Origin of the sequence: Flavihumibacter fluminis (genome assembly GCF_021491375.1) — a bacterium.
Lineage (GTDB): Bacteria > Bacteroidota > Bacteroidia > Chitinophagales > Chitinophagaceae > Flavihumibacter > Flavihumibacter fluminis.
This window is the reverse complement of record NZ_JAKEVY010000007.1, coordinates 98910-114370: the sequence shown is the minus strand read 5'-3', so window position 1 is coordinate 114370 and position 15461 is coordinate 98910. Positions and strand designations below refer to the sequence as shown.

General features: G+C 43.3%; 12 protein-coding genes. 6 read left to right on the top strand and 6 right to left on the bottom strand.

Features of this window, described 5'->3' with window-relative positions; translation table 11 throughout:
- The first annotated feature begins 29 nt into the window (after window positions 1–29).
- The 4 genes from L0U88_RS19975 to L0U88_RS19960 all read left to right on the top strand — a co-directional run bounded on the left by L0U88_RS19975 (window position 30) and on the right by L0U88_RS19960 (window position 6852).
- Window positions 30–596 (top strand): 1-acyl-sn-glycerol-3-phosphate acyltransferase, encoded by a 567-nt coding sequence (locus L0U88_RS19975; RefSeq protein ID WP_234868528.1) that lies wholly within the window; start codon window positions 30–32, stop codon window positions 594–596.
- A gap of 122 nt (window positions 597–718) precedes the next feature.
- Entirely contained in the window at window positions 719–1588 is an 870-nt protein-coding gene (locus L0U88_RS19970) for an OmpA/MotB family protein (protein WP_234868527.1), read from the top strand.
- 299 nt (window positions 1589–1887) lie between these two features.
- Window positions 1888–4596 (top strand): sialate O-acetylesterase, encoded by a 2709-nt coding sequence (locus tag L0U88_RS19965; protein WP_234868525.1) that lies wholly within the window; start codon window positions 1888–1890, stop codon window positions 4594–4596.
- A 12-nt stretch (window positions 4597–4608) separates the two neighbouring features.
- A complete protein-coding gene (locus L0U88_RS19960) occupies window positions 4609–6852 on the top strand; it encodes a T9SS type A sorting domain-containing protein (RefSeq protein WP_234868523.1) in 2244 nt (747 codons plus the stop codon).
- Between the two features lie 39 nt (window positions 6853–6891).
- Here L0U88_RS19960 and L0U88_RS19955 read toward each other — a convergent pair whose 3' ends face one another.
- The 3 genes from L0U88_RS19955 to L0U88_RS19945 are packed head-to-tail and all read right to left on the bottom strand — an operon-like array spanning window position 6892 to window position 8865.
- Window positions 6892–7746, bottom strand: coding sequence for a dienelactone hydrolase family protein (locus L0U88_RS19955; protein WP_234868521.1), 855 nt, complete (start codon window positions 7744–7746; stop codon window positions 6892–6894).
- A gap of 29 nt (window positions 7747–7775) precedes the next feature.
- Complete coding sequence (locus L0U88_RS19950) at window positions 7776–8387, bottom strand: hypothetical protein (protein WP_234868519.1); 612 nt, start codon at window positions 8385–8387, stop codon at window positions 7776–7778.
- Complete coding sequence (locus tag L0U88_RS19945) at window positions 8380–8865, bottom strand: RNA polymerase sigma factor (protein WP_234868518.1); 486 nt, start codon at window positions 8863–8865, stop codon at window positions 8380–8382. Before L0U88_RS19945 ends, L0U88_RS19950 begins: the two co-directional genes overlap by 8 nt.
- Window positions 8866–9068: 203 nt before the next feature.
- On the opposite strand from L0U88_RS19945, the gene L0U88_RS19940 reads away from it, so the two are divergent.
- Window positions 9069–11489 carry an outer membrane beta-barrel family protein gene (locus L0U88_RS19940; RefSeq protein ID WP_234868516.1) on the top strand — a complete coding sequence of 807 codons (2421 nt, stop codon included), beginning with the start codon at window positions 9069–9071 and terminating at the stop codon, window positions 11487–11489.
- Here L0U88_RS19940 and L0U88_RS19935 read toward each other — a convergent pair whose 3' ends face one another.
- Window positions 11490–11912 (bottom strand): YybH family protein, encoded by a 423-nt coding sequence (locus L0U88_RS19935; protein WP_234868514.1) that lies wholly within the window; start codon window positions 11910–11912, stop codon window positions 11490–11492. It lies immediately after the preceding gene.
- Window positions 11913–11994: 82 nt separating this feature from the next.
- Between L0U88_RS19935 and L0U88_RS19930 the strand changes: the two genes are divergently transcribed.
- A complete protein-coding gene (locus tag L0U88_RS19930) occupies window positions 11995–12345 on the top strand; it encodes an arsenate reductase family protein (protein ID WP_234868512.1) in 351 nt (116 codons plus the stop codon).
- Here L0U88_RS19930 and L0U88_RS19925 read toward each other — a convergent pair.
- Window positions 12340–14499 carry a hypothetical protein gene (locus L0U88_RS19925; protein ID WP_234868510.1) on the bottom strand — a complete coding sequence of 720 codons (2160 nt, stop codon included), beginning with the start codon at window positions 14497–14499 and terminating at the stop codon, window positions 12340–12342. The two genes, L0U88_RS19930 and L0U88_RS19925, sit on opposite strands and share 6 nt — an antisense overlap.
- 46 nt (window positions 14500–14545) lie before the next feature.
- Window positions 14546–15382, bottom strand: a complete 837-nt coding sequence (locus L0U88_RS19920; protein ID WP_234868508.1) for a phosphate/phosphite/phosphonate ABC transporter substrate-binding protein — start codon at window positions 15380–15382, stop codon at window positions 14546–14548.
- Between the last annotated feature and the right edge of the window lie 79 nt (window positions 15383–15461).

Here is a 15461-nt window from a genome sequence, read left to right as displayed (position 1 = left end):
ACAGCCTTTTTTATATTTGTTCAATCAATATGACTGGCAGACTATTCTGGAAATGGTGGTGGAAATGGAAGCACTGGAAGCTGGAAGGGGAATGGCCTTCCGGACTCACCCGGGCTATCATTATTGTAGGCCCCCACACAAGTGCCTGGGATGTTGTAACAGGTATGGCTGCACGAAGTGTCATTCCAATCCCCTATGCCCATTACCTTGGTAAAAAAGAATTATTTGACGGACCTTTTGGCTGGTTCTTCAAAGCAACCGGAGGAGTTCCTGTGGACAGAAACAGTAAGAATAACCTTGTTGAACAGGTAGTACAGGAGTTTGCCAGACGCCAGCATTTCGTCCTGGCCTTATCTCCGGAAGGGACAAGGAAAAAAGTGGAGCGACTCAAAACCGGTTTCTGGCATATTGCCAAACTTGCCAGGGTACCTATTGTAATGGCTGGCATGGATTTTTCTAAAAAAGAATTGAAGCTATCAAAACCCTTTTATCCTGGTGAAAGCCCGGAGGCGGATTTTCCGAAAATTGTGGATTTTTTTGCTCCGATAAAAGGGAGATACCCCGAATTGGGAATGCAAGATTTGAAAGGCAATTAGGCAGAACACATTATGTTTCTTGACTATACTTTCAAGTGTTGTTAAAAGTCCCCAAATTGAGGTACAAAACTTGATAGTTAGACGTACATTTATGCGAAATTTTAACTAAAAACTAAAACCAAATGAAAGTTTCTTACTTAGTACTTGCAGCTTTCACATCAGTTTCCATGATCTCCTGTGTAAGCTCCAAAAAATTCAAAGCTGAACAGGCCCGTTACGCGGAATTGAGCGACAAGCACAATCAATTGCAAAACGATCTGAAAAGCTGCGAAGACGCTAAAGCAGAAGAAGCTCGTAAAAGGGCCGGATTGGAATCTGAAATTGCGAATCTGAACAAGCAGATGGATTTTTTGAAAGAAAACAACACCACTGCCTTGAAACAACTGCAGGATCTCTCTGTGATTTCTGCTTCTCAGGCTGAAAGCATTAAAAAATCCATGGAAAACCTGGGATTGAAAGATGCTTATATCCAGGATCTGCAAACCCAAATGGCTAAGAAAGATTCACTGAACATGGCTCTGGTTATGAACCTTAAAGGCGCCATTGGCAACATGGAAGACGAAGACATCAACATTAAAGTTGACAAAGGAGTAGTGTATGTTGATATTTCCGACAAACTGCTGTTCAAAAGCGGTAGCTATGCCATCACTCCAAGAGCAGAAGAAGTACTGGGCAAAGTAGCTTTAGTACTGAAGAACCAGCCTGATATCGAATTCATGGTGGAAGGTCATACAGACAACAATGAAATTCGTGGAAATATTGGTATCATTAAAGACAATTGGGACCTGAGTGTAATGCGTGCTACCAGTGTGGTAAAAGTGCTTCAGAAAAAACATGGTCTTGATCCTGCTAAGATGGCTGCTGCTGGTCGTGGCGAATACAAACCTGTAGCTGACAATTCAACTGCAGCTGGGAAAGCGGCTAACCGTCGTACCCGGATTGTAATTCTTCCTCAACTTGATCAGTTCTACCAATTGCTGGAAAGAAAATAATTTCAAGCAAGTATAAAAAAAGAGGCGCTTTGTGAGCGCCTCTTTTTTTTCTTATCTATTTCAAAAAATAAATCTGCTATATAGTATACTGTTATACTCTTTCGTAAAACTACTTGATTTTTGATTTTTGGACTTCAGGCCATTATTTTTTATCACTTCTCTCCAACTTATATTCAAAATAAATTATCTTTATAATACTACACGAATCGACCAGCCTGCAATCCTACCTTACTGATTCTTTCCTGTCTCCGATTATTAGCGTAAACCGTTTGTTTTTTAAACCGTAGAAACTTCTAGGCATGAAACCCCATCGCCCCTGGCATTACATGTCAACTGTATTGGCATGTCTGCTTTCGTGTACGCTATTGGTATCCACGCTCCATGCGCAGATATCCGTCTTTCCATCCGACAATCAGTTATACCCAAGAGACTTGAACACCAACAGGGCAACAGTAACGGTGTCAGGCAAGGTATCGCAAACTTCCAACTACCGGCAAATGCGCTTGTATGTTTACCGGGATGGTAACTGGATCAATAGCTATTCCTTTACGCTCAATTATTTTAATGGTACCGCTTCTTACAACTTTAGTGTTCAGATTCCGGCAGAGCGAAACAACTACCGATTTGCTCTTTACGGAGCAACCAGGTGGTCGGAAAATCATATTCGGACGGCCAATAATGTAGTTGCTGGTGATGCTTATATAATTCAGGGGCAATCAAATGCTGTAGCCAATTTGCGCGGCAGTGGGAATACTGCGAACAATGCAGATGATCCGAGCAACGCTCCATTCAGAAATTTTGTTCGGGTATACGGCAGTGGTAGTACAACCATGAGTTATACCAAAAGCTGGTTCATTGGAAAAGGTAATGTATGGTATGATGTAGATGGCCATATTGGTCAATGGGGTATGCGTTTGGGGTCGAATCTTGTTGGCGCCACCAATGTACCTGTGGCTATCATTAATGGCGCAATACCAGGAGAGCCGCTTAATTATTTTCAGCGAAACGATGCCAACCCAACCTCAACCAATACCAATTACGGCAGACTGCTTCGCAGAATAGAAGAAGCCGGATTAAAAAATAATATTCGGGCCTTATTTTGGTACCAGGGAGAATCCGATAACCAGGGAATGCTGAGCAGCACACAACTTTCAACCCAGCAATACAAAAACGGATTTACAAGTCTGCAGCAGGATTGGAAATCGGATTACCCGGGATTAAATCGGTTTTATATCGTACAAATCAGACATGGTTGTGGAATCAGTTCTCCGGATAATACACTCAGAGTACAGGAAGCACAAAGACAGCTTGACAAAGAGTCTGCTGAAATACTGACAATCGCAAGTACCAATACCAGTCAGCTATTTGAAAATAACGGCCTTGGATTTTGCCACTACAATTTTGTTGATGGATATCGTAATATCGGTGATTGGCTAACTTCCCTGGTCCGCAGAGATCTTTACGGAGCTTCCATGCCGGCATCAATAGAATCCCCTGAACCAATATCAGCCAGCTTTTCTTCCTTTAACAGTTCAGGTGCTGCTACTCAAATTGCACTGACACTTAGAGACCAGCAGTCCAATTTTAATCTGTCTGGAGACATCAGTCAGGATTTCCGTCTTGATGGAGGAAGCTATTTCATTCAATCTGTAAGCATCAACGGGAATACCATTTATATCAGTTTCTCTCGAAACTCAGGCACTTTTAATAACCCAACCAGTATATCCTATCGCAATCACCAGGGTGGAGCTTCGCCCATCATAACCAATAACCAGGGGTTGGGACTTATCAACTTCGAATATTTTCCCATCTCAGGAGGATCAGGAACACCTCCACCATCAGGAGGAACTATCTGTCCGGATAACTATGAACCGAATAATTCAATTACTACAGGAAAATCCCTGCCACACAATACATCTATTCAGGGTTCCATTGCCAGCAGTTCCGATGAAGACTGGTTTAATATCAGAATCTGGAGTTTCAGGTATTTCAGGGTTCGATTAAGCAACCTTCCGGCAGATTATGATTTGTATATCTATTCAACGACCGGTGAACTCATTCGCTCAGTAACCAACACCGGAACTGGAGATGAGACCATCATATACAATGATGGGTTAGCAGATGCCAGTTATCGGTTGAGAGTGGTCGGCAAGAATGGAGCGAATGATCCCAGCCGTTGTTACTCATTACTTCTGGAAGCATTCTCCAGTCCACTCGCAAATCCAACTCCACCACCCACTGCTGATCCAACACCAGATCCAACACCAGATCCGGATCCGACCCCTTCCAATGATCCCCCCTGCCCTGATAATTATGAACCAAACAATTCGATCAGTGAATCAAAAACATTAGCGCATAATACAAATCAGTCTGCCTCTCTGGCAAGCAGTTCCGATGTTGACTGGTTCAGTTTCAGAACCTGGAATTTCCAGTATTTTAAAATCAGTCTTTGGGGTTTACCTGCAGATTATGATTTGTATCTCTATGATGTAAACGGAAATGAATTGGCTAGTTCTACCAACAGTGGTACAACTGCAGAAGTAATCAACTATAACCTTGGTCCATCAAATACCAACTACCGAATCAGAGTGACCAGTAAAACAGGAACTGTAGTGCCATCTGTTTGTTATCAAATCAGAGGAGAGGCATTTTCCAGTCCGTTGCCTGCCGGATCTCCTGCTTTCGGTTCAGGAACCAATCAGCTGGGAATAGGCCCTGCTTTGGAAATTACAGATGCAAACTTAATTCCGATGCATGGATTAAGACTTTATCCGAATCCGGTAAGCAATTACCTGATCGTTGAATTCCAGGCTGTTGCCAATTCAAAAACAACCTTCAGCATCATTGATATGATGGGACGAATCTGGGTTGTAAAAGAAGAAAAACTGGCAACCGGACCAATACAATATCGATTGTCACTACCTAATCTCCCAAGAGGAAATTATGTGTTAAAAATTAATCATGGAGACATGATAATTAACCGTAAATTGACTGCAACTATTCAGTAAACCTTAGTAATTATGAAAATCAGCAATCCGGCCTTTCTCCGCCATTGGCGGGGGCCGACGCTTACGCTCTTTTTTGCAGTTGTTGTGCTTCAGACGATCGCTCAGATCAGCCAATATCCCCAGAACAGACAGCTATATCCAAGAAATCCAAAAAACAATAAAGCGGAGATCCCCATTACCGGCAGCATTGATGCAGCTACCGGGTACAATGTCCTGTTGCTGAAAAAATACAGGAACAACCGGCTGGTTGAACAACGTTCTTTACTGCTGAAATACAGAAATGGGAAAGCTGACTTTAAATTCAGAGAAGATATTAAGGCCGAGCTGGCTGAATACCGGTTCGATCTCTTCGGAGTCAAGGGACTCACCCAAACCCTGCTTCAATCAGCTGACCAGGTAGTGGCCGGAGATGCCTTTATCATCCAGGGACAATCCAACGCGGTTGCCAACCTTCGGGGTAATTTCACTCCTGAAAACGATGCGAATGCTCCGGCTAACGCACCTAACCGGAACTTTGTTCGGGTATACGGCAGCGGCAGTAGCACCTACGGTTTCACCAAAGAATGGTTCATTGGTGATGGTAATGTATGGTTTGAAAACAATGGTAACACCGGACAATGGGGTATGCGGATGGCATCCAACCTGGCAGGTGATCTGAAAATTCCGATTGCCATCTTCAATGGGGCTGACCCCGGACAGCCGATTAATTTTTTTCAGCGCAATGATGCCAATCCGGATGACCTTAGTTCAAACTACGGAAGATTACTAAGCCGGGTAAAAGAAGCAGGGCTTCAAAAAAACATCCGGGCTATTGTATGGCACCAGGGTGAATCCGATGCATTGGGTGCTTTGAGTGGTACGCAGCTAACTACCGAGCAGTACAAGCAGGCATTCCTCACCTTATATGAAGATTGGAAAAAAGATTTTCCTGGCATCGCAGGTGTCTGCCTTTTTCAGATTCGCTTTGGATGTGGAATCGCTTCCGTTGATGGCGCACTACAGATTCAGGAGGCCCAACGCCAGCTCGACGATGAAAAAAAAGATATCAGCATCATGTCAACAGGTGCTACACAACAGTTGTTTGATGGCGGTATTATTAATTATTGTCACTACAATTTTCCAAACGGGTATGGCCTGTTTGGAGACTGGATAACAAATCTTCTCAAAAAAGAAATCTACAATGTAAAAAATCTACCCTCTTCTATTTACGCACCAGCACCAAAGCAGGCCTCTTTTACAGCAGTAGGGGATGAAAACCTGGCAACCCAGGTTACCCTTAGCCTGGAAGATAATAAAGCCACCTATAGTGCTTTAGGTGATCTCAATAGCTCCTTCCGGCTGGAAGGAGGAGTTTTTCCCATTACCGGAATTTCGATTAACAAGAATAATATCATCATCGATTTTATTCGTGGTCCGGGAACCGATGGAAACCCCACCGGCCTGAGTTTTATTGGTCACGATAACCAGGCTGCTCCAATTCTAGTAAATGAAAAGGGTATTGGCCTATTGTATTTTTCCAATCTCGCCATCAAGCCTGCAGAAGGACCGGTTTCTCAAAACTGCTCTGATCCATATGAACGAATCAGTTTACTTGGCACTGAATTAAAAATGAATTCATCCATTAAGGCGCTGATATCAAATCCACTGGATACAGACAGGTTCTATTTCAATGCAAAAAATCCAAACAGAGGATTAAAAGTTGAATTGACCAACCTTCCTGCAGATTTCGATATTTATTTATACGATTCAAGGGGCAAGCTCATTTCTAGCAGCATTCAAACCGGTCAGAACAACGAATTGATAGAACTTGATAATGTCAAAAAGAAAGAGCGCTATACTATTTATGTTGTTGGTAAAAACGGGGCTTATCATGCTAAAAATTGTTATTCGCTGAAGTTGAGTTTTAAAAAAGAAGGAGACAATGACGATGATGACGATGATGACAATGATGAAAGCAGCAGTGCAGCAATTGCCAGCGAAATGGAAGCAGGTGCCCAGTTGATGCCATTGTTTAAAGTTTATCCAAACCCGGTACAGGATCGTTTGCTAATCACCTGGCCTGCTCAAAAAGCCGGATCAGCAGAAATTCGGATTATTGACCTGAACGGAAGACAGGTAAAAGGACAACGTATGGCAGTACAGAATGGAACTAACCAATTGCAGATGCAGGTAGGCGGGCTTACACCTGGTGTGTATTTCCTGCAGATTCAGCAGGGCAATCAGCTTGTAACCAGGAAACTGACTATCGCTAAATAAAAACGACTTCTTAACAGAAGCTGCTATTGAATTGCCAAATCAGGAACGCAGGTATTTTTCAAAAAAAGCCAGTGTTCTAGACCAGGCAAGTGTAGCAGCTTCTTTATTGTACCTGGCTGAGGAAGTATCGTTGTGAAAAGCATGCTGTGTGCCTTTGTAGAGATACAACTCATAGCGGATATTATTCGCTTTTAATGCAGTTTCATAGTCGGCCATACCTGCATTCACTCGTTCATCAAGCTCTGCGTAATGCAACTGAACAGCAGCTTTTATGGCCGAAACCTGCGCAGCAGCAGGTTGCCTTCCATAAAAAGCGACAGCAGCATTCAATTCAGGCACGGTGACCGCAAGTTGGTTTGCCATCGCGCCACCCCAGCAAAAACCAACCGCTCCCACCCTGCCGGTACAATCATCACGTTTATGTAAATAGGGAACTGCTGCACCAAACCGGGCGGTATTTTCTTCTGCATTTAATTTTGAAAACAACTGGCGAGCTTCATCTTCATCAGCAGGAGTGCCGCCTAAAGTCGACAAACCATCCGGTGCCAACGCAAGATAGCCTGCTGCAGCTGCCCTTCTGGCTACATCTTCAATATGTGCATTCAATCCACGGTTCTCGTGAATAACAATAACAGCAGGAAATTTTGCGCCTTTTTTAGGCTTTGCCAGGTATGCTTTCATAGTACCAAATGGACTCGGATATTCAACCCGCTCTGTATACAGTTCATTTTCTGCTATCGTCTCAGCTGCCCTGTAATTTCCTTCCAGCAAAGGAAGAATAGTATGGGCTGCTGCAACGCTTCCGGTAAGTGCTATCAGGCCTTTCAGAAACTGTTCACGGGAAAGCGGGCGATGCGTATATTCATCATACAACTGGATAATTCTCTGATCCATAGCTTGGTATTTGAAAAGAGAATTTACTACTAATTGTCCACTTCCAGCGAATGGATAATCCCCTCCAATGAACGAAGGTGTTTCCCAAAGGACTTATTGAACATCCATTTTGCCAGCCAGTAACAGATAGGAATCAATACCAGCATGGTAACAGGCAGGGCATAAACAAAAATCGGCTTCGTCATCAGTTCTTCAATCGTTTTACCCGAACCAAGAATTCCACCGCTCAGGTAACCACCGGCAGCTGCAAACGGATATACCAGCAAACCTAGTTTTTGTTGAACACGACCCCAGTCTGAGATTTCCCGATGATGCATACGCAATTCCTCCAAAACCGGCCTTGTGGCGGAAACTGTGGTTTGAATGGAAGCGTACAGTTTCCATGCTTTAAACAATACATAAGCTGTAAAAGCCATGGTAATAACTATAGTAATTAGTATCGGCCAATAAGGAAAAACAATAATGATATATATATAAAACAAAAAGATCAGGACACCCCATATCATATTCATAAGTAAGGCTTTTTTTAGCTTCATCAAGGGGTGGCCAGGCTGTATTCGCTGAATCCTTCCTGGCTTAAGGAGCCGGGACAGATCCGCATCTTCCGGATTCCAATCCTGCCATTTGGTTTGTTCAGTCATGATGCGGTGCATTTAAGAGGTTCGTTAATCGTTGACGGATTCTATACAGTTTAACGGCCAGGCTATTGGAAGAGATCCCCATCCAGTCTGCTATTTCCTGGTTCGAATAGCCCTCCAGGTGAAGTAAAATGATAGCCCTGTCAGAATCGGTAAGCTGACGAATGGCCTCCTGAAGTGCCCTGGAATTTTCCTGTTCAAATTGAATGGGAGGTAGTTGGCCTGATTCAGGCAGTACTTCTTTGTATTCAATCATAGTCTTCTTACGGTTACTGGTAAGTACCGTATTCAAACTAATCCTGTAGAGCCAGGTACTGAATTTGGCATCCCCCCGGAATTGCAACCGGCCCTTCCAACATTGGAGCAGGATTTCCTGGTAGAGATCCTTTTTCTCCTCGGGGTCTGCAGCATAAAGAGATACTACCTTGTAGATAATCCCCTGGTTTGCCCTGATCTCTGATAAAAAAAACTCCTCCTCCATAGTGCTGTATATGTCAGCTATTTTCAATTGGTATCAAATCTCTCCCGGAAATTACATTCCCGGCAAACTTTTTTTCATGAAATACGAAGCCTTTCATACTTGATTTTCACCGCTCGTGCATTGACAGGAATTATTGACCCGTTATCCTAATTAGGTTTTTGTAACCACCAGGGATTTGAAATTTTGTTTTCAAATAACCTGACATGCTGTATCGATTTTCTATACTGGTTTTACTCATACTGATGAATCACTTATCAGCAACTGCCCAACAAACCGGAAAGGTGAAGGGTCAGGCTGTGGAAGGAGCCACGATTAGCCTGTTGAAAGCATCAGACTCCAGCCTTGTGAAACTGGCAGTAGCCGGAGCCTCAGGGATATTCGAATTGGAACAGGTAAACATAGGTGAATATTTGTTACAGGTGTCAGCGGTAGGATATCAAACGTATTATACCACCGCGTTTGCGCTGAAAACTGAAAATGAGACCTATGACCTGAAAGCAGTTCCTCTTTCCAAAAGTTCTGATGAATTAAAAGCTGTTACAGTTACTGCCAGTAAACGGATGATTGAGGTGAAACCTGACAGAACCATCGTAAATGTGGATGCAGGCATTTCCAATGCCGGGGCAACCGCCATGGAAGTATTGGAAAAGTCACCCGGTATTTCAGTAGACAGGGATGGAAATATAAGTCTCAAAGGCAGACAGGGTGTGCTTGTGCTGATTGATGGCAAGCCCAGTTATCTGACTGGTGCCGACCTGGTAAACCTGCTCAATAATATGATGGCCAACCAACTGGATCAGATTGAAATTATGACGAATCCCCCTGCTAAATACGATGCAGCAGGCAACTCTGGCATCATTAATATCAAAACTAAAAAGAATAAACAACGGGGATGGAATGGCAGCCTTAACCTCTCTTATGGTCAGGGTGCTTACTTCAAAACCAATAACGGGCTGAACCTCAATTATCGTAACGAAAAGTTTAACCTGTTTCTGAATTACAGTCAAAATTCCAATAAGAATTTCAATAACCTGTACATCAAACGAACCTATCTGGATGCAGCTGGAAAAGCTACCGGGTATTTTGATCAGCCAACTATGTTACGCATGCGGGGAGATAACAATTCGCTGAAGGCAGGGATTGATTATAACCTGAATAAAAAAACAACTATCGGGATTACAGGCACCGGTTTTATATCTCCCCGGAAATACAACAGCCTAAGTACCGGATATCTAATGGATACCGATCGCATTACAGATTCAACGGTACAAACTACCAGTAAAAACTCCAATAAATGGATCAATGGAACTTTAAATCTGAATCTGCGACATACTATCAACAAAAACTCGGAACTGACCGCTGACCTGGATTATATGCATTATGATATGACCAATAATCAGCTTTTTCATAATACTATTACACTGGCAGATGAAACACTTGTCAGCGATGGATACCTGAAAGGAGATTTACCCGCTTCCATTTCAATTTATACTGCCAAAGCTGATTATAACACCACCCTGAAAGGCGAGTGGAAGGTGGAAGCCGGACTTAAATCAAGCAGGGTCAAAACTAATAACCAGGCCAATTATTTTAATTCTGCTGGCAGCAGCTGGATACCGGATTATGGCAAAACCAATCATTTCCTCTATGAAGAATCGATTTATGCAGGCTACCTGAATACAAATAAAAAATTCGGAAAATGGTCAGCACAAGGTGGCCTCCGGTTTGAACAGACCAGTTATACAGGCAACCAGCTGGGAAATCCGGAAAAGAACGACTCCAGTTTCCGGCGCAATTATGCCAGTCTTTTTCCAAGCATTTACCTGACACACGAATTAGATTCCAATCATACTTTTACAATTCAAACCGGAAGAAGAATCAATCGTCCAGCCTATCAGCAGCTAAATCCCTTCCTTTTCTTTATCAATGAATACACTTACCAGGTAGGTAACCCTTATATACAGCCGCAGTTTACCTGGAATTTTCAGTTTTCGCATACCTATAAGGGTTGGCTGACCACCTCATTAGAGTATGGCGATACCAAACAATATTTCTCACAAATCTTTAAAACTGAAGGCAGGGTAACGATTCTGACGGAAGGCAATCTCGCCAACATGAAAAACCTGAACCTGAGTATGACAGCACAGCTTAAGCCAGCAAAATGGTGGTCTGCTACCATTAATCTTACCGGCACCTATCAGAAGGTTAGCGGCGTTGGGATGAATAGTGATTTCAACAGTGAAATGTTCAGCGGCAACGGGAATATCAACAATCAGTTTAAGTTCGGAAAAGGATGGTCCGCGGAATTATCCGGGTTTTACAATGCAAAAAGCAGGGATGCGCAATTCACCATTTATGGCTTTGGCCAGGTTGCAGCAGGTATTGGCAAACAGGTCCTGAAAGGCAAGGGCACCATCCGCCTGAATATGAGAGATATCTTTTTCACTCAACAGATTCAGGGAGATATCCGTTATCAAAATGTACGGGAGAGATTCAATCAAAGCAGGGACAGCAGGGTCGCAACAATCAGCTTCAACTGGCGCTTTGGCAAGCAATTGGGTGAATCCAGGAGAAAAAACAGTGGTTCAAGCGAAGAACAGAATCGTGTTCGGGCTGGTGGCTAATCAACTTGTATGATCTGAAACAATCACCCATTTCCCATTTATTTTTTTGAACAGCAGCGTGAAATGTCCACCAACATCACCGGCATCGCGGGTAAGCTGCCATTTGCCAACTATCATCCAATAATCTGGAGCCAACGGGAGAAAATGAAGGAGATCAAATTTCAACCTGCCCATTTTTGCCTGGGAATTATAATTGGTTTTATATCGGCGAAGGGTGTTGGCATGACCATAGGTAACCCCGCTTGCTCCGATAAAAAGCAGGGAATCGGAGTTCCAGTAACCATCCATGAAAGCATCAATATCGCCTTTATTCCAGGCGGCTTCCTGAGCGGATAATACGTTACGGATTGCCAACTCATCAGTATGTTGGGCAAAACTGCCAATTGAAAACCCAATCAATACAATACTAAGCAGGAGTTTCATGGAAATAATTTCCTGAAAGGTAGAGATCGATCCCGAATCAACAAAATGGATCGCATGCTGTTAATTTGCAGTTTAGAAGCATATGAAAAAGATTTATCACCTGGGAAATTGTGACACCTGCCAGAAAATCCTAAAAGAAGTAGGTGCAGAAAAAAAGCAAGTTCAACTGCAAGAAATCAAAACGGAACCAATCACCCCAGACCAGCTGGACCAGATGAAAGAACTTGCCGGCAGTTATGAAGCGTTGTTTAGCAGGCGTGCATTGAAATACAGAAGTATGGGACTACATGAACAAACGCTGACTGAAAAAGATTACCGCCGACTCCTACTGGAAGAATACACCTTTCTCAAACGTCCGGTTGCGATTGTTGGAAATCAAATTTTCATTGGCAATACCAAGGCGGTAGTGGAAGCGCTGAAGAAAGCATTATAATACTGCTGCGTCGTCATTGAAGAGCCGAATCACAAACAGACTCAGATTTCTGTATGGCGGAACATATTCAGCAAACAGATTGCGGGTTGCTTCCGATTTGCTGAACTGATCGTTTAACCTGCTCCAGAAATCCGGCCAATATATGTCCTGTTCCTGCAATAAAAGCGCATTCAACTCCTGGATCATAGGGTCATTAATCAGTTTGGAACCAATTTGCTTAGTAGCTACGATCTGGGCCTCAGGACTTTTTCCAGCCACTGTCAAAAGATTTTTATACCCGCCACAGGATCCCAGAATAGCGAGTTTCATATAAGGTTGAAGGTATCCCAAAGTGGTAGGCAGGTGATAACTATGGCCCCGGTGAATGATGATCCCTGGTTTAATATTTTGACGGGTCAGGTATTCGAGCAATTGTTGCTGAGCCTTCTCATCCTCCCGAAAAGTGTGATCAAGGGGAAGATTAGCATATATATTAACCGGCTGCATGGATTTTTTAGAACAGATTTCTATCCATTTAGGTAGTCTTGCAATTTCCCAAACGGATGTGTCCCGGAACAGTTGTAAAAAATTAGAAAAACTAGCCTTACCGTCTTCATCTCCATAAAATAAAACAAGCTGATGAATCACCTGGTCTGAACCCATAATCGATTTCAGTGAAAGCAACTCATAATTACCTAACCGGGCAAATAGTTCCTGCCTGGAAGCAGGATTGTTTGCAACCTGGTAAATCTGGTCCAGAATTTTGTAAAGACGAATTCCGTAAAAATTATCTGTGTTCCTGCATCGCTGCAGGTTTTCCTCCAACAGTTCTCCCACGATCGTATTAGCAAGTGAATCCGATGATAAACTGATAAATGCATCTGCCACATCCATCGCTTCTTCCAGACCGCTTTCACGATCTGCCTCAATGCCGGAGACAAATCGCGATAAGAGAAGTTTCCGCTCTGTTTCAGGCATATTTGCGAGGTAATCTCCCAGCACGTTATAATGGGAGCAGATTCTGATAAATTTTCTGAACTGGTCATAGGCCACCATTTCCATGAGGCTATCTGACCGTCCTGCCGGAACCTGTTGCATCATACGTTTGTAGATTCCCAGAAAACTGGAAGTATACAATTCATCTTCACCGGTGGTAATCAGATAATACAAATCAATAGTGCGTAACGGCTGAATACTCGCAAATCTTGTAGCCTGACCATTCTCATGCAGATCATTGATTGGCTTGATGTAAAAAGCCATGGCCTTATCGTGTAGTGCAGTGCGGAGTGCAGGCTGCATTCCGACAGAGGAGCCGGCAGGTTTTGTTCTGCGCATTTCCTGAATCGCATCCACCAATGTTTGGTAATAACCATTAACGTTAGAACTCCTAAGTGTTAGCAGGCTGTCTGCTGTATACTTTTTTTCAACAAGTCCGGATGCAAAATGAGCCAGCTCCCCTACATTACGATTACCGGCCATATTTACCAACTCCTGAATCAGCGGGTGGGAGGAGCCCCGGATATAGGCAGCGAGGGGCGTTTGCTGTTGATTGATATATTGAATAAGTTTTACGGGAATTCGTTCCGCAATGAATACAAGAGCTGTGTCTTTATAAGGAAAGTCGGGTCTCCTCTCCAGAAATGGAAAAAGATTCTCTACTCCAACTGCCACCCTCCTTACATCAGCCAATTGCTGAAGTCGTTTTCCCACCGGGTATAACCGAAAAGCATCAGCCATCAATTGGGTTCTTTTGGCTCCAAAACCTGCCATAATTTCCTGCAGAGGAAGGTCATTCACTACTGCATTTGCTATTTGCGGAAATTTTTCCAGGGCATATGGGATATCGTACACATCATATTGCTGTTGCTGAAGACTTGCCCGAAGTGTTTGTAAAAAATACCGGAGACTGGTAATGCTATTAATCCGTTCTTTGGGTTTTACTTCTTCTCTTTCGGAAAAAGCCGCCTGCAAACTATCAACGGTAAAATAGGCAAATTCACGTACGCGGATTCTGATCCCCTCCTCTCCTCTGAACTGATTTAAAAATTGCCTGTACTGTATCTGTTCAGCATCCAACAATGCATTTGCCTCTGCCAGGTTAGCCTGAGCATTGGCCGACAGGGTAATGGAAAAAAAACAGCATAGAAATAGTAAAATTCTCTCGCTACGGTTCATGTTTAGATTTCAGCCTCAAGTTACGCTGAAAAATGCATACTGCCTGCTACTGGGCAAACTGGAGCAAAATTCCCGATACCGCACCGGGTGGTCCGAATGCTTCCAATAATTGCTGGTAATGGTTGGGTTTGATTCTTTCAAAATGAGTGGCTTTTCTGGCTTCTGTCCAGCCAGCTCTCAGTTGTTCAATTACAAGTGGATTAACCTGGTGTACGGTTAACAAACAGGAAACAAGTTTTTCCTGAACTAGAACAGGAAGACGGGTATTTACAAGTGCCGGGCCAAGGGGTATCTCAGGCGATACAGCAATTTCCCGGAGCTCATTTTTATAACCGGGATTCTCCTGTTGGTACACCAGAAACGCATCCTGACCCATCGCAGCCAGATCGGCGCTCCCATTTATTATTGTTTCCACAGCTGCTTTGTGTGTTCCGGCATACTGGAGTGATTTGAATTCCTGCTCAGGACTTGAAATCATCCGGCTATTCAGGAGCAATCGGGGTACCAGGTTGCCGGAAGTAGAGCCCGGTGCAACAAGTGCAAGTCTGATCTCAGCAGTTTTTTCCTTTAGATTGCTCCAGTTGATAGTTGAATGGGTTCTGGCTATGAATGAAGTCTTGTAGATATCCCTGGTATCTTTTGGTACAACCCAGGTAACAGGAGCCCACATAGGATGTTTCTTTTCAGAAGCAGAAAGTAACAGATAGCCAAACGTATTGATAAAGCCAAGATCAACTTCCCCCATTTGAAGTGCTTTGATAAACTCGGGAACGGACTGATAAGAGTGGATCTCTACCTGGATACCTATTGTTTTCTGGATATGATTTGCCAGTGGTTCAAGATTGGCAATCCGATTGTTGGTGTCGTACCGGTATGTAGCCAATCTAAACGTTTGAGCAGTTCCTTCAGTAATAAGAAACATCAGGAATAAAAAAAGACAGGTCCGCATCATGTAACAAATA